The organism is Acinetobacter nematophilus (genome assembly GCF_026344175.1).
In the GTDB taxonomy this organism is placed as follows: Bacteria; Pseudomonadota; Gammaproteobacteria; order Pseudomonadales; family Moraxellaceae; genus Acinetobacter; species Acinetobacter nematophilus.
Window position 1 is genome coordinate 79104 of record NZ_JAPKMY010000003.1, and the last position, 24421, is coordinate 103524.

The window sequence follows — 24421 nt, forward strand, 5'->3', positions numbered from 1 at the left end:
TCATGACTCATTTTCCCAACTTACCCGAAAGGTCTAATCCTGAGATTAGCTTGATGAGGCTGTTTTAATCCTGAATCAGTCGCTTACCTAAGCAAATCACTTCAATCTCTTCATAGCCCAATTGTTCATAAAAGCTTTGTACATCAATATTGTCTTTGCGGATCAGCAGCTGAAGCTTTGGACAACCCAATGCAACTAAGCGTTTTTCAAGCTGCTGTATGAGGGCAGTTGCCACGCCATTACGCTGATCATGCGGATGTACGGCAAGATAATTTACCCAGCCCCGATGTCCGTCATAGCCACCCATAACAGTAGCAATCAACTGTTCATCTTTGACTGCCAATAAAAATAACCCATCTTTTTGAGCAACTTTCCGAAAAATATCAATTTCTGGGCTATTCCATGGACGTGTTAAATCACAGGTCTCCCAAAGTGCAATGACATCTTCCAAGTCGGTTTCCTGAAACTGCCGAATGATAAACATAGCTTTCTTTTATCTCTTGTTTTTAAAAGAATGTTTGCATCAGATTAATATAAAAAGTGAGTCTTGATAAGTTGATTTTTTAGACAATGCGTAAATGTTTGATACATATTCTCAATCTCGAATGGTAGGGTTACGAATGATTATTTTTTATTGTTTAAAAATATGCATAATGATTGAGGAATAATTTAAAACAAAAAAGGAATTTCATATGAATAAACAGGAATTTGATTATATTATTGTTGGTGGTGGAAGCTCAGGTTGTGTTTTGGCGGGTCGTTTATCTGAAAATCCACAGGTTTCTGTTTGTTTGCTTGAGGCAGGTGGTACTGGAGATGGCTGGAAAGTCGAGGTTCCCTGCGCAGCGGTCATCAGCATTCCAACAAAAATTAATAACTGGGCATTTGAAACCGTTCCTCAGAAGGGGTTGAATGGTCGCAGAGGTTACCAACCTCGTGGTAAGTGTCTGGGCGGATCCTCTGCAATCAATGCAATGGTCTATATCCGAGGGCATCGACAGGATTATGATGATTGGTCAGCTTTAGGGAATACAGGCTGGTCATATGATGAAGTTTTACCTTATTTTATTCAATCAGAGAATAATCAACGAATTAAAAATCAATATCATGGTAATGATGGTCCATTGTCCGTGATAGATTTGCACAGTGATAATCCACTTCAGCAAAAATATATCGCAGCTGCAAAAGAGCAGGGGTATCGAATTCTGGATGACTTCAATGGAGAGGAGCAGGAAGGCTTAGGTGTTTATCAAGTCACCCATATCAATGGCGAGCGTTGTAGTTCAGCAAGGGTCTATCTCTTTCCACATCTTGAGCGAAAAAATTTAACAGTCGAGACTTCGGCACAAACACAGCGGATTTTGATCGAAAATGGTGTGGCTGTGGGTGTGGAATATAAGCAGAATGGGCAATTGAAGCAAATTCGTGCGCGACGTGAAGTTTTGCTCAGTGCAGGTGCAATGCAGTCACCTCAAATCCTGATGTTATCTGGAATCGGTGACCAACATGAGTTAATGGAACATGGGATTGAGGTGAAAAAGCACTTACCTGGTGTGGGGAAGAATTTTCATGATCATCCTGATTTTATCTTTGGCTATAAAGTACGTGAAATACAGGGAACTTTTGGGCTGTCCATACCTGGATCCATTGATCTTATTAAACAAATCGGCCGTTATCGAAAAGAGCGGCGTGGTTTGCTTACCACAAATTTTGCTGAATGTGGTGGTTTTATTAAAAGCTCATCAGAGCAGAAAGTACCGAATTTACAATTGCATTTTGTGATTGCATTGGTCGATAACCATGCTCGGACTTTGCATACAGGGCATGGTATTTCTTGCCATGTGTGCTTATTGAACCCGAAAAGTCGTGGCACGATCAAGATCAGTGGTCCGAGTATCGATGATCCACTATTGATTGATCCAAATTTCTATGGAGAAGAATCTGATTTAGAGGAAATGGTTAAAGGCTTTAAGCTCACTCAGACTTTAATGCAGTCTGAAGCATTTAAAAGCATGATCAAAGAAGATTTGTTTACTGCAAATGTATGTACCGATGAGGAGATACGGCAGGTTTTACGAGATCGCTCAGATACAGTCTACCATCCCGTAGGCAGCTGTAAAATGGGCGTAGACGAAATGGCTGTAGTTGATCCGCGCTTGCGTGTTTATGGTATTCAGAACTTACGTGTGGTGGATGCATCTATTATGCCTAAAGTGGTCAATGGAAACACCAACGCACCTGCGATTATGATTGCTGAGAAAGCCGTAGATATGATTCATCAGGATCAGTCAGGTCTAGCATTTGTCGAGAAAAAAGATCCTTTAAGCGTGGCAATTTAAACTTTGTGAAAACATGGATATGCCTGAATATTCGAGTAGATTGTCATTTTATGCAGTAAACATCTTAATGTGTTAACACAATAGACAATAAAAAAACGCCATGAATGGCGTTTTTTTTCGGCTAAAACCTTATGCAGATTTTTTAGCTTGGTCTTGTGTTGTTAACATATGACCTGTTTCTTCAAAGTTGCAGTGCCAAGAAAGCGCTTCACGAAGAATATGAGGTGTTTGACCACCTTTTTCACACGCACGATCAAAGTAGTCATTTAAGGCATCACGGTACATTGGATGAGCACAGTTGTCGATTACGGCACGTGCACGTTCACGTGGTGCCAAGCCACGCAAGTCTGCAAGCCCCTGTTCAGTGACCAGAATATCCACATCATGTTCAGCATGGTCGATATGTGATGCAAATGGTACAACAGAAGAGATATCACCGCCTTTTGCAATTGATTTGGTCACAAAAATAGCCAAATGCGCATTACGTGCGAAGTCACCTGAACCACCAATACCATTCATCATCTTGGTACCACAAACGTGCGTTGAGTTGACGTTGCCGTAAATATCGAACTCAAGTGCAGTGTTGATTCCAATGATACCTAAACGACGAACGAGCTCAGGATGGTTTGAAATTTCTTGTGGACGTAAAACCAATTTATCTTTGTATTGCTCAAGGTTATTAAATACTTTTTCGCCATACTTCGCAGAAAGGGTAATTGAAGAACCTGAAGCAAATTTCATTTTACCTGCATCAATCAATTCAAAGGTACAGTCTTGAAGTACTTCTGAGTACATCACCAAATCTTCAAAGTTTGATTCTTTAAGACCCGTTAATACTGCATTGGCAATAGACCCGATTCCTGCTTGTAAAGGACCAAGATTCGCAGGCAAACGGCCTTCTTCAACTTCTTTCTCAAAGAATGCGATCAAATGGTTTGCAATCGATTGCGTTTCATCATCAGGTAAAGTAACTGTTGATGGGGAGTCATGGAATTCGCTGTTAATCACGATACCGACGATTTTTGCAGGATCGATATTGATTGCAGGCGTACCGATACGTTGATCAACCTGTGTTAATGGAATCGGTTGGCGAGTAGGACGATAAGTTGGGATATAGATATCATGCAAGCCTTCGAAAGCGGGGCTTAAATTGGTATTGATTTCAACAATCACTTTTTCAGCAAAAATTGCAAAACTTGCAGAGTTACCTACAGAAGTGGTTGGAATGATGCCGCCATCTTCAGTAATCGCAATGGCTTCAATCACAGCTACATCAGGTTTTTTTAATTGAAGGTTACGCATCTGTTCAACAGTTTCAGACAAATGCTGATCAATAAACATGACTTCGCCTTTATTGATGGCTTTACGTAATGTGTTGTCTACTTGGAACGGTAAACGACGAGCAAGTACACCTGCTTCAGTCAATTGTTTGTCTAGATCATTACCTAAACTCGCACCTGTGATCAATGTAATCTTGAGAGGATTTACTTTGGCTTGTTTAACAAGTGCTAAAGGTACAGCTTTTGCTTCACCTGCACGAGTAAAGCCACTCATCCCCACAGTCATACCATCTTGGATAAAAGTTGCAGCTTGTTCTGCGCTCATGACTTTGTCATGGAGAGATGCTAAACGGATACGATCTAAAGACATGGTTTACGCTCAATTCTTGTTCAAAACTAGACGGATTGTACCGCCCTCAAACTAAATTGTGCATGCCTCTAATGCTAAGGTCTAATTTTTTCAATAAATGTAGGTATAAATTTATGTGATGGTTTTTAAGTTGTTATTTATTAATAAAATAATGTTGTCTGTGTGATAAATAAACAAAACTGTTTGCTTAATTATTGAGCGATCATTAAAAGTGATCACTCAAACTCTGCTTAATTTTTTGAATCGGGTTTGTAGGTGTCGGTTCTTCCTCAACTTTTATAGAAACGGGCAAGGAAATGATGGCTTGTAAACCACCTTCAGGACGGTTGGAGATAGACAGTTCACCTTGATGAATATCGACAATCCGCTTCACAATTGCCAGCCCTAAACCACTGCCTTGAACTGTACGTGCGGCATTTCCACGTACAAAGGGTTGCATCAAACCTTCAATTTGGTCTTCGGGAATTCCCTCACCATTGTCGGCAACACAGATCTTAATATGATCGTCTTCAAAAGAAGCACTGAGCTCAATAGGTTCGGCACCGTAACGTTTTGAGTTGTTGATCAGATTACCAATCAAACGTTTGAGAGAAAGGGAGCGTGCAGTGATGATGGGCAATTCTTGAGGTGTAAAGCGAATATCTAAAGGCTTAAATTGAATCACCAGTTCTTGTAATAAGCTATTGATATTGGTGTCTTGTAACTCTTCATCTGAACCATCGCGCATATAGGAGATGAATTGGCTCAAAATGGCGTCCATATCATCGACATCATAAATCAGTCCTTCTTTTAAGAAGTCATCATCTGACATCATTTCTGCACTTAAACGAATCCGAGTCAGTGGTGTTCTTAAATCATGTGAAATTCCAGCCAACATGATTTGGCGATCTCGTTCAGTTTGCTCAAGCGTATAGATCATCTGGTTAAAAGCTTGGTTAACTTCACGAATTTCTTGAGGTCCATGGTTGGTTTCAAGATAAGGCGCTTTACCTGTTTTACTGTAATTATTTGCGGCATGTTGCAAGCGACGTAATGGGCGATTCAACTGTCTCACCAGTGTCAAAATAATCGCTGCGGCAATTAAAGGAATACCCAATAGCCAAGCTAAAATCAGTTCTGGGCTATAGTTGGCATAAGTATTTAAAGGTTCACGGACCCAATTTCCATTCATCTCAGGCGTTTGCACCCATATGCGTGGGCTGGGTTTAAACTGAAAGTAAACGGTCACATCTTTGATTTTTAATTCTTCTGTCAATTGTTTTTCAATGCGATTGGTAAAGAAATCAGCAATAATTTTATCTTTAACATTCGGATAATCTTTAGGATCTGTGACATATTCCACCCCCACACGCTGTTTTAACCATTCATCAATATCTAACTGAATATCGTCATGGTAGATCTGTAAGCGAGGATTGTTGACCATCTCAAGTTCAACTGCCAGAAAACGTGCATGCTGTTGAATTTCAGGGAGGTAGAGTGTTTTCCAGAAAAACCAGAGCGACATAAATAAGCTAAAAAACACCACAAATATCACCAAAACCGTGGTTCGCATTGCTGCAGAACGTGGCTTGATTTTATCGAGAAAGCGTTCCCAAGGTGTACGTTTGCGTTCCTTGTAAGCGACAAAGTCAGTAAATTCTTGTGGGTCTATAGGTTCTAATTTCACAGATTGATCCTGTTACTTGATGATATCGTGTGATGTCTTGATTTTAGTTTAATCAATGAGGGATTTATAGCAACAGTAAAACAGTGAATTTATTCATTTTCGAGGGAGTACTTCAGGGTGAAAGAAAAATAAATTCATTCAATTAAATAGAGCCAAATAGCAGTGTTCTATTGTATAGGCAAGTCTGGTCTTTAGACGAATTCATTGATTTGATTATTTTTAGCAGCCAACTCTGACTTAGTACCATAAAATATGGGTGACATTTCTATTAAAAATGTCACCCATAAGTCAGTATCTCCTTGTTTCACAAATAGAGATACCTTCTCTCGCTTTATTATTCCGCACCATCTGGAACGAAAACATAACCCACGCCCCATACAGTTTGGATATAACGTGCACGTGCAGGATTTTCTTCGATCAGTCGACGCAAACGTGAAACTTGAACATCAATTGAACGTTCCATTGCGCCCCATTCACGACCGCGTGCAAGATTCATCAATTTGTCACGGGTCAATGGTTCGCGTGGATGCTGTACCAACGCTTTTAACACGGCAAACTCACCTGTGGTTAAGGTGACAACTTGCCCTTCACGAGTCAACGTACGTGTTGAAAGGTCTAAAGACCATGGACCAAACGAAACCACTTCTACGTTTTGGCTTGGTGCACCTGGAACTTCACGGACTTGGCGACGTAAAACAGCACGAATACGTGCCAATAATTCATTTGGATTAAATGGCTTTGGCAAATAATCATCTGCGCCAGCCTCTAAACCTGCAATACGGTCAGAGTCACTGCCTCGTGCTGTAAGCATGATGACAGGTGTATCAATATTGGATGCGCGTAAGCGTCTGCAAATGCTTAAACCATCTTCTACAGGAAGCATGAAGTCTAAAACGATGAGCGAAAATAACTCACGTTGTAATAGACGGTCCATTTGTGTTGCATCGTGGGCTGTCTTAACAACGAAGCCTTTATCTTCAAGGAAACGCTGTAAAAGGGTACGTAAACGCACATCATCATCGACCACTAGGATACGTTCGACACGGTCAGTTTCGTTTTGTACGACATCTGTATTTTCAGCAGGTACAACCAAACTCATGATGTACTCCCTTAATGTTGTAAATTATAAATATTCATCAATCTCAGTATAATGCCTAAGCGCTTGTTAAGACTATGTATCAAATTGCTCAAAAATACAATTTTCCGGCTGTTTTGAAACCAAAAGACAACATCTATAAATATTTGAGATCGTTCTATGTTTATAAATAAAAAAACATACCATTTGCAAATGAAACTTTTATGTATTTTAGCAATAAGCTGTTGTTTAAGTGCATGTATTAGCCGATTATCTCGACCAGAGATTTCTGGACAAGTGATTGATGGTCATGGGCAACCGATTGCGTATGCTCAAGTCGGAGAAACTCAATCCAACCAAAATGGGAATTTTCAGTTAAAAGAGCAACGCTATTCTGCTTTTTTGTTGAAAGAAATCATGTATATGGAAGCACCACCTGTGTTTGTTCAAGAGACGGTCAGTAAACCAGGATATCAATCGTGTTCTTTACAATTTTTCAACCGTTTTGGAGGCGGTCAGAGAAAAGGAGCAAAATGGCAGCTTGGAAAAATTATTTTACAAAGCAATTTGAACGTAGCAAGTCAGGATGAAATACCCGAATGCACGATAAAAATTCAGGAAAAATGAACTTTTATCACTTTTTTCATTACTAATTTGCAAAACAATTGTGGATTTTATGGTCTCGGTCTTTATAATCACTAACTTTTAGTCCTTATCCTTGTGGAATTAAACACGATGACTGACTTAGTTCAGCAGTTGGCAAGTGAGCTTGCCGTACGTCCAAACCAAGTAGAAGCTGCCATTAAACTGATTGATGAAGGCTCTAGTGTTCCATTTATTGCACGTTACCGTAAAGAAGTAACACAGGGTTTAGACGATATACAATTACGCCAACTCGATACGCGCCTTGTTTATTTACGTGATTTATTTGAACGCCGTGAAAAAGTAATCGAATCTTTAAAAGAACAAAATAAACTTTCAGATGATTTGCTTGCTCGTGTAAATGCCGCTGAAACAAAAAATGCCTTAGAAGAGCTTTACGCACCATATCGTCCAAAACGTACCAGTAAATCTTTTAAAGCAAAAGAAGCGGGTCTTGGTGTTATTGCAGAAAAAATTATTGCAGAGCAAATTGATCCTACTGAAGCTTTGGTTGGTTTTAGCCATGAAGAATACCCAGATGTTGAAAGTCAACTGGACGCGATTCAACACATTATTATTGATGATTGGGCACAGAATATTCCTTTGACAACAGAGTTGAAGGCGACTTTTGCGAAAACTGCTGTGTTGAAGAGTTTAGTCGCATCTGAAGAGAAAAAAGAAGTCGGTAAAAAATTCCGTGATTACTTTGATTTCTCTGAAAACCTAAATAAAGTACCTTCACACCGCTTATTGGCGATGTTGCGTGGTCGTCAAGAAAATGTGCTGGGTCTTAAAGTTGATGGCGAAGATCATGTTCCACTTTCACGTATTGAAACTGAATATAATCTTGAGACAGTTCAACCACAATCACGACAAGACTTTCTAAAACAAACTGCAAAGCTGTTTTGGTTAGGCAAGGTCCGTCCGACCATCGAGCATTCACTATTAACGGAAAAACGCCTTGCTGCTGAATCAGAAGCAATGAATGTGTTTGCTGAAAACTTACGTCATTTGCTACTTTCTGCGCCAGCGGGTTCTCGCACCACACTGGGTGTTGACCCTGGTATCCGTACGGGTGTCAAACTTGCTGTGGTTTCAGATTCGGGCGATGTTTTGGCGCACAGCACCATTTATCCTTTTGCGCCTAAAGAAGATAAAGCTGGTTCAATTGCTGAACTGGCGAGACTGTGCCGTGAATTCAATGTAGACCTCATTGCGATTGGTAATGGAACTGCCAGCCGTGAAACTGAAGCCGTTGTCGCGGAAATGATGGCAGAAAATACGGATCTTAACTTAACCCGTGTTTCAGTCAGTGAAGCTGGTGCATCCGTCTATTCTGCATCAGAGCTGGCTTCTGCCGAGCTTCCTGAACTTGATGTGGCGATTCGTGGTGCAGTGTCGATTGCACGCCGTTTACAAGATCCTTTGGCTGAATTGGTGAAAATTGATCCTAAATCTATTGGTGTAGGTCAATATCAGCATGATGTGAATCAAACCAATCTGGCAAAAACACTGGATGCTGTGGTAGAAGACTGTGTGAATGCCGTGGGTGTGGATGTCAATACTGCTTCTCCTGCAATCTTGGGTTATATTGCTGGTTTAAATAAAGCTATTGCGCAGCAGATTGTTGATTACCGTAAAGAGAACGGTCGCTTTGATAACCGCCAAGCATTAAAGAATGTCCCTCGTTTGGGTGAGCGTACCTTTGAACAAGCTGCAGGTTTCCTGCGTATTCAAGATGGTTCAGAGCCTTTGGATGCATCATCTGTTCATCCAGAGTCTTATGGGCTGGTGAATAAGATTGTCGAAGCCAAAGCCACTACAGTCAAAGATATTATCGGCAATACTGAAATTATCCGTCAGGTTAAAGCAGAAGATTTTGTTGATGATCAATTTGGTTTACCGACCATTCAAGACGTATTAAGTGAACTTGAAAAACCTGGTCGTGATCCACGTCCAGAGTTCCGTACTGCCAAATTCCGCGAAGATATTACTGAAGTGAGCCAGTTAACCGAGGGTATGCAGCTCGAAGGCGTGATTACCAATGTGACCAACTTCGGTGCATTTGTTGATGTTGGTGTACATCAAGACGGTTTAGTCCATATTTCTGAACTTGCCAATGAATTTGTGGCAGATCCGCATAAAGTTGTTAAACCGGGACAAATCGTACAAGTTCGCGTGTTAACGGTAGATGCTGAACGCAATCGTGTCAATTTATCGATGCGTCCTGAGGGAGCAGAGGCACCAGTGAAAGCTCCACGTCAAAAACGTGAGTTTAATAATGAGCAACGTGCTGAACGCAAGCCACAAGGTAAACGTCCACAACAAGGTCGTCCAAATCATGATCATAAGGATAAAGCGCCTCGTCATGACAAAAAGCCTCAAGCAGCAAAACCTCAAGAAAATAAAATTGGTGGTTTAGGTGCATTGTTGTTACAAGCAGGGATTAAGGGATCTAAATAAGCCCTAATTTCTCAAAAATGAAACCGCCGTAAGGCGGTTTTTTTATAAAATATCGTGGGAAAGCTCAATACTATTAACTCGATAATTTTGGACAGCTACAGCTTCAACACAATTCATTAAGTCATCATTAAAAATTACTATATTGAAACCTTTACCGAATGAACTAGTAAACATTAGTCCATTAATTTTCCCTAAATTTTTAAAAAATTCAGTAATGAATTGAGTGGGAATGTAATCTAATCGCGAACGTGTAGGAAGAACTGGTAATGATAACTCTTTTGAAAATTCTTCTAATAGGCAGACTAGTTTTAGAATATTATGAAAATTATCATTCAAGCTTAAAGATAGGAATGAAATATCTCTGCGAGGATTTCTTAAATTAATTACATTAATATCAGAGATACTTTTAAACTGGGCAATAGATACCGTTTGTCCATTACTAGGTCTAACTTCAGTTAAAGCTGTTTCAATATTCTCAGCAATATATAAGTAAGAGATACCATCAGGATTTGCTCGACCAATTGAAACCTTATCCTTAGGTGGTTTTCCCATTTTTTCATGGGTCAAATTTTCATCAGAGATTCTTGCTCGAAAAAAAGTATCGGAAGTGTTAATTTGGTAGTTTAGTTGCTCTATCACTTCAGTAAAAATGGAAAACAAGTTACCACTTTCTAAAAATGCATTTTTATATATCTTAGTTTGCGGAAAAAACCGGTTATTATGAATTAATTCATGTTTAAAAAGATACCATTCATTTACAGTATCTTGAGAAAATTTCTGAAAACGTTTATTTAATAAGATAGGCTTGTCTTGTAGAGCATCATTAATTAATGTATGAGCTTGTGTATTATTATTGAAAAAAACGAAATCTTCTAACAGAATTTCTATGATATTTACACCATTACTATATTCAATATATGAATTTGATATAGCCTCTAACAGCGGCGCAATAAAATCATATAAGTCATTGATATGAATAGCACTTGAATCACTATTTCCACAATAATGGCAACGTGATATTTGACCATTTTGGTTAATTTTTAATTTTAAAGTCTTATCAGTAAAGCAATTACTACAACATTTATGCATTATTATTTCATCCTAGAAGATAGGTAAGAATTAATAGTTTCGATATGGTGCTTAATTGAGTTTTTTTTAACTTGTCCTAATCCTGGAAAATGCTGTAGTTGATACAAATTTTCAAAATCTTCAAGACCTGATGTTTTTATGAAAGGAATTATATTTTTATTATATTCATGAATAAACTTTTTTAATGCTTCTATAAATTTTGCACCAGGATTTGTGGGAGTACCATCATCAGTTGAAGAATAATGCCTGATAAACAGTTCATCAAACCTTTGGGTATCTATATATGAACAATGAATAGTAACTACATAAGCTGGACCTCCACCTTCACTAAAGTCCTCACCAGTAATTGTATAATCTCCAAATCCTATATTAGTTTTGTCATCTAAGTAATAGCTATGTAATGATGAAAAGGGTGATTCTAAGGGATAATCTGCATTTTTCTTTTGTTTTCTAAAGAAATCCTCATAAATTACTTTATTTTTAATTAATCGTTTTACATTGGGACTAATATCATTTTGAATAAAATTGATACGTGATGCTCTAGAAAAATCTATAATTTTATGATCAATACCTTTTTGTATAAACAAACCAAATGAACCTAACTCTAAAAAATCCTGATATTTTTCTGTGTTTTCATTAATTGAATAAAGAATTTCATATTCTATAGACTCAAATTTTTTCAATTCAAAAAATAATTCATTAGGGGATTTAGAATAATCACCAATAGTGGGATTAATGATAATATGTGGAGTGATTCCACTATTATTCAGTGCTTCTATGGTTTTTATTAAGGGCTTAATATCTCTTTTAACAGGTTCAATGACTGGTGTGTAGCATTTAAGTTGTAAGGAAGCTAATTCTCTCAAAGCTAAGAGTTCATTGAGTTTTCCCCTCAGAATTGGGTAATACATAAGAGTTATTCTCCATAAAAATTTTTTTCAAAGATTGGATGTTGTTATTGCTAAATTTAAAGCTAATCAATGCATTAGTCAAAGCAATTGGTAGTGAATTTATTGCTTCAATATTATTCTTTCTAGTCTTTTTGAGAGTCTTTAAGAATAATTTATTAACAAATTCGGGTTCTGCTTTGTTAATAATATTAAAACAATAATCAAAAATTTGTGTATTAGGTACATCAATTTTTAATTTATAAATTTTTTCAGCTATAAATAGATACTCTTCTTTTCTTAAAGATTTCATCATCAATTCTAAATCAATTGAACACTTTTCAATAGGTTCTCTTATAGTTTTTAATTTACAAGTGTCAGTAAATTCTATTATACCAACGTTATCAGGAATTAAATGATGTACATCAACAATCATTTTTGAAGCACAAACAACAAAAACTTTATTAAACAATTGCGTATAAGAGCTTAGTTGATCTTCAAGCCTGATTAATGAATCATATTCAGTTTTTATTTCATAACAAGTAGAACAACCATTAAGAAGTACTAAATCAGCTTTATTTGTTCCAACTCTGAATTCAGATAACAAAACTGAAGATTTTAGGGAGTGTCGCCCCATTAAAATTCTTCTGGCAATCATGTTTTTATAAATATATTCATTTCTATAATTTTTTTCTAAAAAAGAATATGATCTTTCATATAAGTCTAAATAATTAATAGCTTCGAAATATTGAACAATTTCATCAATTTTTAATTTTTCTATAGATGAAAAGTCGTTATTAGCAATTGCATTTAAGCAATTACTAGTAAATAACTTTGCGACTTTTCTTTCAATGTTCATGATTTATATGATTCAATTAGGTTAACTTATTTTATTATTCTATAATGATATATGAATTAATCCTACAAAAAAAAGTATTTTACTGTTTTATAAATTATGCAATCGCAGAAATATCACAATCTTTTTTAAATGGGCATGCTTCGCCAATGACAAGATTTTCAAGTAGATGCTGAATGTTTTGTAGTTGAACGATTTTCTCACGAATGACATTAAGCTTGTCAGTTAAAATCTCATGAAATTGTTCCGCTGGAATTTCATTAACATTGACCAAATCCAGAATCTGTTTAATTTCCGCCAAAGTAAAGCCCAAATTTTTAGCAACTTGAATCAACTGTAATTGTTGTACATCCTGTTCTGAATAATCTTTATATCCATTATTTCGAATCAAAGGACGGATAAGATCCAGCTTTTCATAAAAACGAATCGTATCCCGACTGAGATTGAGTTGTTTTGATAACTCACTGATTAACATCACTGGCTCCAAATTTTAATGAACTTGCAAGAAGGACTTGACTGTGGAGTGTACTCTATCCTTTAGATTAAGTGTGAACATAAGGAGCGTAGCAAGTGATGCAAAATTATCAAAGCACAGAAAAAATTATATTGGTCGCAGGTGCAACAGGGTTTATTGGTAAATTTCTGGTGGCACAGTTACTTCAAGACAATGATCAAGTTTTTGCACTGTGTCGAAAGCGTGAGCAGCAAGAACCAAGTTTGAGAGCTTGGTTGGAAAAGCAGGGGATAAATCATCAAAAATTACAGTGTATACAAGGTGATATAACCTTGCCAGACTTGGGTATTTCAACAGGGGACTGGAAACGGCTTGCAACTGTGACTCATTTGGTGAATACCAGTGCGTTATTTGCATGGAATCTGTCCATGCAACAGGCACGTGAAGTGAATGTTCGGGGAGTTATTAATTTACTTAAAAATATGAATGCCCATTGTCAGTTGAAACGGGTAATTCATCTTTCTGGCTACATGTTGACACTCACTCAAAACCTAGAAGATGCTGGGATTGATCGGAAAAATATAGAAAAAACAGATTGGCAGCACGTGTATCAAAAACTAGGTGCTTACGAGGCTTCTAAAATTGAGGCTCATTTTGCCTGGATCAAATGTGCGCAAGCATTGAAAATTGAGTGGACGGTGATACATCCTGCAACAGTCATAGGAGATGAATACTCTGGAGAAATCACCAAATATCAGCCGATAGAGCATCTGATTACTCAATTGAAACAACGAAAGTTGACTGCAATTCCTGCAACCCCTCAGCATTATTTGCCTTTAGTTTCAGTGAATATGCTGGTTCATGCGATATGTAAAGCCTCACAGGATCAATTGGCAGTAGATCAAGAGATACTGATTGCTAATCCCACCCAGATTTCTTTACAGGCACTGATTCAACATGCGGCAGATCGCTTAAATCTTAAAGCACCACAATATTTTGTTTCTCTCAAAATATTAAAATTAATTTTAAAATGGAAATGGCTTGCTCAAAAGTTAGAGTTATCTGCGGAAATGTTAAATTTTATTCGTACAGAGCAATTGGACATTGATGTATTTTTAAAATTGAATCAAAACTGGAAAATACCTGAAACCAATCTCAAGCAAACGATTGAACGGACGGCTGAATGGGTCAAACAAAATTAAGAGGATTAATAAAAAGTGTCCATTGAATAAAATGGGCACTTTTCTCGAGCAGCATTATCGTGTTGTATAACCACCATTGGCAAAAATAGTTTGTCCTGTAATCCACCAGCCTTCTGTGACCAAAAAACGAACCAAAGGTTCAATGTCTTCAATTTTGGTTAAGCCACCTAGTGCTGAGGCAGATTTATGATACGCCACAGCTTCAGGTGCTTCTTGACCATAGAAAAATGGTGTATCCATTGGACCTGGTGCAACTGCCGTGACGGAAATACCCCGCTCTCCGTATTCCTTTGATGCAGCGCGAGTATAGTGTTCAACTGGTGCTTTTAAGCCTTCATAAGTTGAATACAAACCGGTATAAGCAGCCAAAAGACTGGTCACGATTGAACAAATTTTTCCACCATTGTTGAGATGTTTCCCCGCAGATTGAATGAAGAAATAAGCAATTTTGTTGTTAATCTCATTCATTGAATCGAACTCTTGTTCTGTTGTTTCAATCAATGGTTTTTTAAGTACTCGACCGACTGTATTAATAGCAATATCCACACCCCCAAAAGTTTCTTTAGCTTTGACGAACAATGCTTCGATATTTTGAATATCGGTGAGATCTGCTTGAATTAAAGTCGCATGAGCGCCAAGTTGCTCAACAGCTTTAAGTGTTTCTTCCGCATCCTTTTGTGTTTCAGGGCTGTTGTAATGAATGACAAGATTTGCTCCGTGTTGTGCGAATTTACGAGAAATCAAACCACCTAAATTTTTTGCTCCACCCGTAATAATCACAGTTTTATCTCTTAAGTCATGTGAACTCATTATATTTTCCAATCTTCACCAGTAATATTGAAATTCTAGAAGCTATTTTTTATTCTACATAGTGAGTAGAATCGAATAGATTGTTTGAAAAAATTGAATAATAGATGGATAAAATAGAGCGGTTTAAAATTTTTTGTCTTGTTGCAGAAAAGCATTCATTTGCACAAGTGGCAAAAGAGTTAGACTTACCACGTTCCACAATTACCTATGCCGTACAAGCTCTAGAAAAAGAATATGAAATTTTGCTGTTTAATCGAACTACTCGAAAAGTCAATTTAACCAATGATGGAATGCAGTTTTTTCTAGAGGTCAAACATTTAATTCTACAATCTGAAAAATTAGATCATTTCAAATTAAAAAATCGTGAGCACATAGGAAAAATTAAAATTGGTTTGCCTTTGCGTATAGCAACACAATATCTTATTCCTTATCTTAATGAATTTTATGAAAAATATCCAAATGTTAAAATTTCGATTTATAGCCATGATCGCTATTCAGATTTAATTGAAGAGCGTTTGGATTGTGTGGTTCGTGTGGGTAAGGTGGAAGATGAAAATTTAATTATAAGACCGATTGCCCATGTTGATTTATATACTTTGGCTTCACCTGATTATCTAAATAGGCTGCAACGGCCATTGAGCTTGGCACATTTGCAAGAACATTTTTTGATCGGATATCAAATCAAAAATTTAGATACAGATTTTGAGCGCTTGTGTTTTAAAAATATTCAGATCAATCTCCCCTACAAACTGTGTGTAGAAGATACGGAAAGCTATTTACATGCGGCCTTACAAGGATTGGGGATCATTCAGATTCCAGCATTTGATGCACTGACTTTTATTGCACAAAATAGGTTGATTCAAATTTTTGAACAAGAGCCTTGCCTCAGGATTCCTGTTAATTTTTTATTTTTAGAGAGAAAATACAGACCAGTTTATTTTCAATTTTTTATTGAGTGGCTAGAAAGCTTACTTAAAAATAAGCTTTCTAGGGTGTCTTAAACTTACCAATGTTCGCCAGGGAATAAACGTGCATATGCACGTTGAACAAGATTTAATTTTTCTTGCTTTCCTACAGATGCTGTAGAGCTTGGGAATAGGTTAAATCCAATCGACATTAATTTATTGTTGATTCCCGGTGCAATCGAGTAGGTAATCGATGCTAGACGTCCTAAGTTTGTTGCGACTTTCTTCGGACGTTTGACAATTGCATAAGCCACCAGATCAGCAGCTTGTTCTGGTGAGAGCGTTGGAACGTATTTATAGATTTTTGTAGGTGCAATCATAGGCGTGCGTACTAAAGGCATATATACCGATGTGATCGCAATTTTATGTGAGTGAACTTCGGCAGATAAGCAACGGCTAAAGGCATCTAAAGCTGCTTTTGAAGCCACATAAGCAGAGAAACGTGTCGCGTTTGCCAATACACCAATAGAGCTAATATTGATGATGTGACCATCTTTACGGCTCATCATTTGCGGTAAAATGTTGAGGACTAAGCGCACTGCACCAAAATAATTAAGTTGCATGGTACGTTCAAAGTCATGGAAACGGTCGACAGACTCATGGACTGCACGGCGAATTGAACGGCCTGCGTTATTGATTAAAATATCAATATGATCCACAGAAGCGATAATTTGCTTAGAAACGTAATCAATCGCATCCATATCATTTAAGTCGCAGGGGAAAATATCCGCTTTTCCACCTTCTGCCTGAATTTCTGCTTGAACTTCTTTCAATGTTTCTTCTGTACGAGATACTAAAAGTACGTGAGCACCTGCCGAAGCAAGCTTTTTTGCAACCGTTAAACCAATACCACTAGATGCACCAGTGATTAATGCAATTTTACCTTGAACCTTTTCTTGAAAAAGTTGCTCCAATTTTTGATTCATAGCTATTTTCCTGATTTTGCTAAAATGAATATATGAGCTGTATTTTTGTTTCTGGGTGAAGCTATCCTTGTATAAAAGATAGTCAGTTTTATTGGGGGCAATAATATACAAAAAAAATAAAATTACTAGTGGTAAACCTCTGAATTTAAAAAATATTTTAGAGTAAATACTCTATAGTTTTTTTATTTATTTTGTGATTTTTACCATATTGAAATTAATTTTAAAAGTTAAAACTATCGATGTTTGAGTGAAAAATAAACAAATGAATTCAGTTGGATAATCAACTATAACTGATCAATAAACAGAGCCTGTTCTAGCCCTGTTTATACGAGAATATATACATTACTATTAACATAATTTATGAAAATGCAAGTTCGTCATAGGCTTTCTTTAACTGTTCTTTTGCATGCAGATGACCTTGATGCGCAGCTTGTTCAAGCCACTTCTCAGCATGACTATAACTACGATCTAAACCCAGTTGTCCGTTGAGATAACTTAGCCCCATTTTATACTGGGCTTCCTGATCTCCGCGTAAAGCGGCTCTGAGATAACACCACATCGCATTACGATTTGCGATTTCATCTGAATTCAAATGTTGATCTTCAAAATCATGGGCTTGCGCTTTTTCGAGCGTCGCTTCAGACGCATTTTGTTCAAATGCTTGGCGAGATGTGGAATCTCCTAAAAAACGGTTAAAAATATGCACCAACATATAAAACCTCCTTGCTAATCCATTAACAAAGTAAAAGAGATTGCTAATCATAAAAAATTGATTAGATATCAATAAATCTAGCTGATTTTGTAAACTTTGCAAATAATTTTATGTAAGTTTGTCAATTGTCTTTTATATACTTTTGTTTATATTAATCTGGATTAATAACGGTTTTAGAATTTTTAAAAATTACCTTTCTGTAATTTGAATAGCGCAACAAAGTTGCTATATTCATCATGTATTTTGATTTTGAGTCTCAATCTGTGAAACGTTCAGGTGTTTTCATCACAGTCTTGCTAAGTTTGTTCATGTTCCAGAGTCTTTGGAATGTGGCGGCAGCTTTTTGTGATCATGAAAAAAGCACTGGACTCTATCAGAAATCCGCCAGTCAGCATTTTGGTCATCATAGCGCGCCTGATTGTGCGCAAGATCAATTACAGCATCCTCAATTCAAAGCGAATCATGTATCTGAAGCGCAAACCGATCATGGCTCTTCTCAACAGCAAACAGCGCATCAGCATGATGTACACGCTAACGATTATCTGAGTCATCTCAATGATGATCATAGCGATCATTTGCCTTCTTTAGTTCACTTTATGGTCGTGGATGATCAGCAACATGCTGAGCAACCCAAATTCGTAGCTTATTTAGAAGCGCTTTTTATTTACTGGAACAACTTGTACCAGTCACCTGATCTATATTTTCCTAACCCGCCGCCTCTTTTATCCCCGCTATAAGGTGGGGTAGCCGAAAAATCACTCACCGCTAATATTTGAATTTAGTGGAGCATTTCTATGCCTAAAAAAACATGTAAAACCGTACAAAAGTCTAGATTTCGCTTTAGATTGTGTGTGCTTGGAACACTAATGGTGGGTATTGTAACTTCTACCGCTTGGGCGAATGATTCAAAACAGTCATTGACTCTGCAGCAGGCAATCGCGAAAACAGAGCAGTACCAGCAAACACAAAATATCTGGCAAACTCAACAACAGATTGCGGATGCGAATATAAAACAAGCAAAACTGTGGACAAATCCAGAGATATCCATACAGCAAACAGGCTTCGGTGCAAATGAAGATAGAGAGCTTGCGCTAGGTATTTCTCAACGCCTGGATCTTTTTGGTGAACGCAAATCAGTTCAAAAATTGGCACAACTTTCTAAAGATCAAAGCAATCTAAATCAGCGGATATACCAAGCTCAGCTCGAACTTGCTGTTAAATATTTATGGTCGCAACTGGCCATTTTTGAACTGGAACGTAGTGTGGTTCAAGAGCAGCTTAAAGTCAGTGAAGAAAATTTGAATGCCATCCAGAAGCGTTATCAGGCAGGTGGTGTTGCACAGGTTGATGTGGATCGGGTGCGATTGAGCCATGCTGAAAATGCACGCTTGTATCGCCAAGCTGATCTGCAAGTTCAGGTTGCGAGACAGCAATTATCAAATTTATGGGGAGATGCAGATAAATCGATCAGCATCAACCTGAGTCCACAATCATTGTGGCCATCCTCTTCCCATCAACAAGTACAAGAATATTTATCGGATAATTTATTTGAAAAATCACGTCGTTTACAAGTGTTGCAGGCAAAAGCGACAGTCGATCAGCTCAAGGCCTCGGCACGTCCAAATCCTACAGTAAATTTTGGCGTAAACCGCACACGATCACCTCAAGCTCAAACGGATAATGCACTTGTGGTGGGGGTATCGATTCCATTGAATATTTTTAACCGCCAACAATACGGTGTGCAGATTGCACGTGCTAAAGAAGATTTATTAAACAAACAGCAAGAATTCTATCTTCGTCAAAATGCTTTGCAGGTCGGCACATTGTTGACCGAACTCCAAGGGTTGGAAGTGCAATTCAATGCTGTGGATCAGTCTCAGATTCCACTTGCTGCTCAAGTGCAACGTAAAACTTTAATGGGTTTTACCGTGGGTAAGTTTGCTGTAACGGATGTACAGCAGGCAACTTTACAATTGCAAGATGTACGTTTACGCAAAGTGCAATTACTCAAAGAGGGATGGCAACGTGCCATTGAGGCAGAAAGTTTGAGTCTAGGCATTGAACCGAGTCAAATCATGGCGAAAGATGCGATCGCACAAATCAATCAAAACTTATGGCAAGAGACTCAAGCACTACCAGTGATTGGTGGGGGAAATTAATATGCTAAATCAATTTAAATCGTTTCAGCATCAGCAGGGCAAAATTTCTCAACGCCTACTGATCATTGTTGCTATTGCCCTGACAGCCCTTATTGCAATGGCTTTACTTTTTTCATCGAAGAAAAGCTCATCAAAAGAAGAAGGGCATGCAGAGGAAGGTCATGCCCATGGTGAAGAAGGTGCTGCGGCATCGGCTCAGGGAGGAGCAAATGAAGCTGGGCACAGTGAAGAAGAGGAAAAAGAAACAATTAGTCTGACTGCACAGCAAATCACTGAACAAGGCATACAACTTGCCAAAGCAGAAATGGGTGCTGTTTTAAAGTCAGCTTCTTATCCTGCAAAAATCATGGTCAATACGGATCGACAGGCGCATGTCTCTCCTGCTTTTAGTGGGCAAGTGATTTCTGTAAATGTTGAGCTGGGGCAACGTGTGCAAAAAGGTCAAGCATTGGCAACGCTTGTTGTTCCAGATTTAGTTGACCAACAAGCGAACTTACAGATTGCACAAACAGCAATGGAACTGGCGCGTCAAGATTATGAACGTGAACGTCAATTGTGGTCACAGGGCATCTCTGCAAAGCAAGATTATCAGCGTGCATACAATGCCTATAAACAGGCTCAAATACAGGTGCAAGCAACAAAATCTCGTTTGTCTGCTTTAGGGGCTTCTTCTGGAAGTCAGGGGCGTTATGTCATGACAGCGCCAATTGCAGGTATTATTAGTAAAAAAGACTTAGTCATGGGGGAGAATGTTCAGCTTGCCAGTCAATTGTTTGTGATTGATCAGTTAGATCAATTGTGGCTTGAATTTATTGTCCCAAGTTCCGAGTTTTCATCTATTGCACCGAATCAACAGATTGAGTTTAAGTCTTTACAAACAGGTAATACTTTCAGGGCTCAGATTCAAAGTTTAAATACTGAAGCTGATGCTCAAACTGGACGTTTGCAAGTGCGTGCCAAAGTATTATCCAATGCTGCTGAATTACGTCCAAACTTAATGGTGAATGTCCAACTTCAACAGCCAGGCTCTGCTCAGGCATTACGTGTATTGAAAAGTGCCATACAAAAGATAGAGGATAAAGATGTTGTATTTATTGCCAGCGAGCATGACAAAAAGGTTGAATTTAAAGCACAAGCTGTAGTCTTGGGGCAGGTATCCAGTGATGGACAATGGATTGAAATTCAGTCAGGGCTAAAGCAAGGGCAACAATACGCGGCGCAAGGCAGTTTCTTACTCAAATCTGAACTGGAAAAAGGAGAAGCGAGCCATGACCATTAAGGATTCTCCAGACGCTCAATTAGATTTAGAAAAAGACCGGGAATTACCTCAGGCAGAGGGATTATTTGATCGACTCATTCAGTTCTCCATTAAAAATGCGATATGGGTGATACTGTTTGTCGTGGCGTGGATTGGTGTTGGTGTCTACAGCTATCAAAAATTACCGATTGATGCAGTACCTGATATTACCAATGTCCAAGTACAAGTGAACACGCAGGCAGCTGGATTTACGGCATTGGAAGTCGAGCAGCGAATCACCTATCCCATCGAAACTGCGATGGCAGGGCTGCCCAAGCTTGAGATGACCCGTTCAATTTCTCGCTATGGTCTATCACAAGTCACCATTATTTTTAAAGATGGTACAGACATTTATTGGGCGCGCCAACAAATTAATCAGCGTATACAAGAAGCTCAAACAGCACTACCTGATGATATTTCACCCACGATGTCGCCAGTGTCGACAGGTCTGGGAGAAATTTATCAATGGGTGGTTAAAGCTAAACCCGATGCCAAGAAAGCTGATGGAACTCCCTACAGCGCCATGGATTTACGTGAAATTCAGGATTGGATTGTTAGACCACAATTACAACGAGTACCCGGGGTAGCTGAGGTTAACTCCATTGGTGGCTTTAATAAAACGTATGTGGTCACCCCTGATCTCAATCGTCTGCAACAACTGCAAATACCGCTCAGTGATTTGCAGAATGCTTTGACTTTAAATAACGAAAACCGTGGTGCTGGTTTTATCGAAACCAATGGTCAGCAATTGACTGTGCGTGTTCCTGGAATGCTCAGCAGTATTGAAGATATTCAAAATGTCAGCATTGGCAATAAAAATGGTTTTCCAATCCGTGTTGCTGATGTTGCCAGCGTGGCGATTGGACATGATCTTCGAACTGGTGGTGCAACTTATAACAGCCAAGAAACCGTGCTTGGTATTGCCATGATGATGATGGGGGAAAATAGCCGTACAGTCGCACGTGCTGTGGATGCCAAAGTCAAAGAAGTTCAGCAGTCTTTACCTAAAGGTATCGTCATTGAAACGGTTTATGACCGTACTGATCTGGTTGAAAGAGCAATTAAAACGGTACAGAAAAACCTGGTTGAAGGGGCGATTCTGGTCATTGTTATTTTGTTCTTGTTTTTAGGTAATTTCCGTGCAGCTTTAATTACTGCCTGTGTAATTCCATTGTCCATGCTATTCACTTTAGCGGGTATGGTGGAACAAAAAATCAGTGCGAACTTGATGAGTCTGGGTGCATTGGATTTCGGGATTATTGTGGATGGTGCAGTGGTGATCGTGGAAAACTGTATTCGCCGCTTAGCAGAAGCTCAACATGCTAAAGGGCGATTATTGTCACGATCAGAGCGCTTCAAAGAAGTTTTCCTTGCAGCAAAACAGGCACGTCGTCCATTGATTTTTGGTCAATTGATTATTTTAGTGGTGTATTTGCCTATTTTTGCTTTGTCAGGGGTTGAAGCTAAACTGTTCCATCCTATGGCAATGACGGTTGTATTGGCGCTTCTGGGTGCGATTATTCTTTCCGTGACGTTTATTCCAGCCGCGGTGGCGCTGTTTGTAAATGGTGAAGTCAAGGAAACAGAAAGTCGCTGGATGCTTTGGTTAAAGCGTAAATATGAAGCGGTGTTGAACTTAGCCTATCATTTCAAAGTGTTCGTCATCACGCTTGCACTATGTATTTTATTTTTGACAGGTCTACTTGCAACGCAGATTGGAAGTGAATTTGCACCGACGCTGAGTGAAGGAGATTTTGCAGTACAGCAAATGCGTTCCCCGAGTACCAGTTTGGAACAATCTTTAAGAATGCAAGAAAATACTGAAAAATTGTTACTTAAAGAATTTCCGGAAATTAAAGCCATATTTGCCCGCACAGGTACCGCAGAAGTGGCAACGGATGTAATGCCACCGAATATTTCAGATGCAGTGGTCTTGTTAAAACCGCAGAAGGAATGGAAAAATCCGAAAGAAAGCATAGATGAATTACGTCAACGCATGATTGCTTTTCTTGCAACATTGCCGGGTAACAACAGTGAGTTTTCGCAACCGATTGAACTACGTTTCAATGAATTGATTTCAGGTGTGCGCAGTGATGTCGGAATCAAAATATTTGGCGATGACATGGATATATTGAACCAGCAGGCGAGTAAAATTGCCCAACAGGTTCAAAGTATTTCAGGTGCATCTGCGGTTAAGATCGAGCAGACATCAGGGCTACCTTTGCTGAATGTTGAAGTCAATAAACCAGCAGCAGCGCAATATGGATTATCTGTAAGAGCCATTCAGGATTTGGTTGCAACAAGTGTGGGCGGGCAGAATGTTGGACAGATTTTACAAGGGGATCGCCGTTTTGACTTTGTGATCCGTCTAGATGATGCGCAACGTACCCCAGAACATTTAGCTGTCTTGCCGATTCAAACACCGAATGGTGGCTTAATTCAGTTACAAGACGTCGCTAAAGTTGAAAATATTTTAGGTATCAATCAGGTGAGTCGTGAAAATGGTAAACGTCGGGTTGTTGTCACCACAAATGTAGAAGGTCGTGATTTGGGATCTTTTGTTTCTGAACTGCAATCTACGTTAGCGAAACAGGAAATGCCGGCAGGTTATTGGCTAAGTTATGGAGGGCAGTTTGAAAACCTCACTTCAGCCAAAGCCAGAATGCAGCTGGTGGTTCCATTGGCTTTGATTACGATCTTTATTTTGTTAATGGCAGTTTTCCATAACTTTAAAGAAAGCTTATTGGTCTTTACAGGTGTTCCATTTGCGCTATGTGGTGGCTTGATTGCGTTATGGCTGCGAGAAATACCGCTGTCTATGTCTGCCGGAGTCGGCTTTATTGCACTCTCTGGCGTGGCGGTGCTGAATGGTCTGGTCATGTTGACATTTATTAAGGAATTGCGTCAGCAACTCGATATTTATCATGCCACTTGGCAAGGTGCAATTTTGCGTTTAAGACCTGTATTGATGACTGCCTGTGTTGCATCTCTAGGTTTTGTTCCAATGGCATTGGCGACAGGAACAGGAGCTGAAGTACAGCGTCCACTGGCAACTGTGGTGATTGGTGGAATTATGTCGTCTACGTTGTTGACCTTGGTGATTTTGCCTGTGATATATCGCTGGATGAATGAGCGTAAAGAAAGAAGTTAGCAAGCTGCGGTTTATCTGTGAAAACAAAACCCTCTTTCTTGGGTAAAACAAGGAGAGGGTCTCTGTATTTTGTGAGGT

Annotated in this window: 20 protein-coding genes; 9 read left to right on the forward strand and 11 right to left on the reverse strand. The window is 38.7% G+C overall.

The window, feature by feature from the left end; all coding sequences use genetic code 11:
- Positions 1-64: 64 nt before the first annotated feature.
- Positions 65-484: a GNAT family acetyltransferase gene (locus OSH00_RS07475; RefSeq protein ID WP_266129911.1), complete on the reverse strand. Its 420-nt coding sequence runs from the start codon at positions 482-484 to the stop codon at positions 65-67.
- Positions 485-692: 208 nt separating this feature from the next.
- Here OSH00_RS07475 and OSH00_RS07480 point away from each other — a divergent pair, with 208 nt between their 5' ends.
- Positions 693-2339, forward strand: a complete 1647-nt coding sequence (locus OSH00_RS07480; protein WP_266129912.1) for a GMC family oxidoreductase — start codon at positions 693-695, stop codon at positions 2337-2339.
- Positions 2340-2468: 129 nt separating this feature from the next.
- On the opposite strand, the gene OSH00_RS07485 is transcribed toward OSH00_RS07480, so the two are convergent.
- From OSH00_RS07485 to ompR, 3 genes are all read right to left on the reverse strand, one after another.
- Positions 2469-3989 carry an acetyl-CoA hydrolase/transferase family protein gene (locus tag OSH00_RS07485; protein WP_266129913.1) on the reverse strand — a complete coding sequence of 507 codons (1521 nt, stop codon included), beginning with the start codon at positions 3987-3989 and terminating at the stop codon, positions 2469-2471.
- A 205-nt stretch (positions 3990-4194) separates the two neighbouring features.
- Positions 4195-5655: an ATP-binding protein gene (locus tag OSH00_RS07490; protein WP_266129914.1), complete on the reverse strand. Its 1461-nt coding sequence runs from the start codon at positions 5653-5655 to the stop codon at positions 4195-4197.
- Between the two features lie 334 nt (positions 5656-5989).
- Positions 5990-6754: an osmolarity response regulator transcription factor OmpR gene (gene ompR / locus OSH00_RS07495; RefSeq protein ID WP_004825449.1), complete on the reverse strand. Its 765-nt coding sequence runs from the start codon at positions 6752-6754 to the stop codon at positions 5990-5992.
- A 156-nt stretch (positions 6755-6910) separates the two neighbouring features.
- Between ompR and OSH00_RS07500 the strand changes: the two genes are divergently transcribed.
- A complete protein-coding gene (locus OSH00_RS07500; protein WP_266129915.1) occupies positions 6911-7357 on the forward strand; it encodes a carboxypeptidase-like regulatory domain-containing protein in 447 nt (148 codons plus the stop codon).
- A gap of 108 nt (positions 7358-7465) precedes the next feature.
- The gene (locus OSH00_RS07505; protein WP_266129916.1) at positions 7466-9835 is read left to right on the forward strand and encodes a Tex family protein; all 2370 of its coding nucleotides are present in this window, start codon (positions 7466-7468) and stop codon (positions 9833-9835) included.
- Positions 9836-9877: 42 nt separating this feature from the next.
- Here OSH00_RS07505 and OSH00_RS07510 read toward each other — a convergent pair whose 3' ends face one another.
- From OSH00_RS07510 to OSH00_RS07525, 4 genes are all read right to left on the reverse strand, one after another.
- On the reverse strand, positions 9878-10924 hold the full coding sequence (locus OSH00_RS07510) for an RES family NAD+ phosphorylase (protein ID WP_266129917.1): 1047 nt from the start codon (positions 10922-10924) through the stop codon (positions 9878-9880).
- Positions 10925-10926: 2 nt separating this feature from the next.
- Positions 10927-11835, reverse strand: a complete 909-nt coding sequence (locus tag OSH00_RS07515; protein WP_266129918.1) for a sce7725 family protein — start codon at positions 11833-11835, stop codon at positions 10927-10929.
- Entirely contained in the window at positions 11801-12670 is an 870-nt protein-coding gene (locus OSH00_RS07520) for a sce7726 family protein (protein ID WP_266129919.1), read from the reverse strand. The genes OSH00_RS07515 and OSH00_RS07520 overlap by 35 nt, the downstream gene beginning before the upstream one ends.
- 94 nt (positions 12671-12764) lie before the next feature.
- Positions 12765-13142, reverse strand: coding sequence for a MerR family transcriptional regulator (locus OSH00_RS07525; protein ID WP_266129920.1), 378 nt, complete (start codon positions 13140-13142; stop codon positions 12765-12767).
- Positions 13143-13240: 98 nt separating this feature from the next.
- On the opposite strand from OSH00_RS07525, the gene OSH00_RS07530 reads away from it, so the two are divergent.
- Complete coding sequence (locus OSH00_RS07530; protein ID WP_266129921.1) at positions 13241-14323, forward strand: SDR family oxidoreductase; 1083 nt, start codon at positions 13241-13243, stop codon at positions 14321-14323.
- A gap of 54 nt (positions 14324-14377) precedes the next feature.
- On the opposite strand, the gene OSH00_RS07535 is transcribed toward OSH00_RS07530, so the two are convergent.
- Positions 14378-15133 carry an SDR family oxidoreductase gene (locus tag OSH00_RS07535; protein WP_266129922.1) on the reverse strand — a complete coding sequence of 252 codons (756 nt, stop codon included), beginning with the start codon at positions 15131-15133 and terminating at the stop codon, positions 14378-14380.
- A gap of 104 nt (positions 15134-15237) precedes the next feature.
- Here OSH00_RS07535 and OSH00_RS07540 point away from each other — a divergent pair, with 104 nt between their 5' ends.
- A complete protein-coding gene (locus OSH00_RS07540) occupies positions 15238-16134 on the forward strand; it encodes a LysR family transcriptional regulator (protein ID WP_266129923.1) in 897 nt (298 codons plus the stop codon).
- 2 nt (positions 16135-16136) lie between these two features.
- Here the strand turns inward: OSH00_RS07540 and OSH00_RS07545 are convergent, their stop codons facing one another.
- Both OSH00_RS07545 and OSH00_RS07550 read right to left on the reverse strand, forming a co-directional pair.
- The gene (locus OSH00_RS07545) at positions 16137-17024 is read right to left on the reverse strand and encodes an SDR family NAD(P)-dependent oxidoreductase (protein ID WP_266129924.1); all 888 of its coding nucleotides are present in this window, start codon (positions 17022-17024) and stop codon (positions 16137-16139) included.
- 358 nt (positions 17025-17382) lie between these two features.
- Positions 17383-17736 carry an SEL1-like repeat protein gene (locus tag OSH00_RS07550; protein WP_266129925.1) on the reverse strand — a complete coding sequence of 118 codons (354 nt, stop codon included), beginning with the start codon at positions 17734-17736 and terminating at the stop codon, positions 17383-17385.
- A 308-nt stretch (positions 17737-18044) separates the two neighbouring features.
- Here OSH00_RS07550 and OSH00_RS07555 point away from each other — a divergent pair, with 308 nt between their 5' ends.
- The 4 genes from OSH00_RS07555 to OSH00_RS07570 are packed head-to-tail and all read left to right on the forward strand — an operon-like array spanning position 18045 to position 24343.
- Positions 18045-18473, forward strand: coding sequence for a cation transporter (locus OSH00_RS07555; protein ID WP_266129926.1), 429 nt, complete (start codon positions 18045-18047; stop codon positions 18471-18473).
- A gap of 57 nt (positions 18474-18530) precedes the next feature.
- Entirely contained in the window at positions 18531-19895 is a 1365-nt protein-coding gene (locus tag OSH00_RS07560) for a TolC family protein (RefSeq protein ID WP_266129927.1), read from the forward strand.
- A gap of 1 nt (position 19896) precedes the next feature.
- Entirely contained in the window at positions 19897-21174 is a 1278-nt protein-coding gene (locus tag OSH00_RS07565; RefSeq protein WP_266129928.1) for an efflux RND transporter periplasmic adaptor subunit, read from the forward strand.
- The gene (locus OSH00_RS07570; protein WP_266129929.1) at positions 21164-24343 is read left to right on the forward strand and encodes an efflux RND transporter permease subunit; all 3180 of its coding nucleotides are present in this window, start codon (positions 21164-21166) and stop codon (positions 24341-24343) included. Before OSH00_RS07565 ends, OSH00_RS07570 begins: the two co-directional genes overlap by 11 nt.
- The last annotated feature ends 78 nt before the right edge of the window (positions 24344-24421 follow it).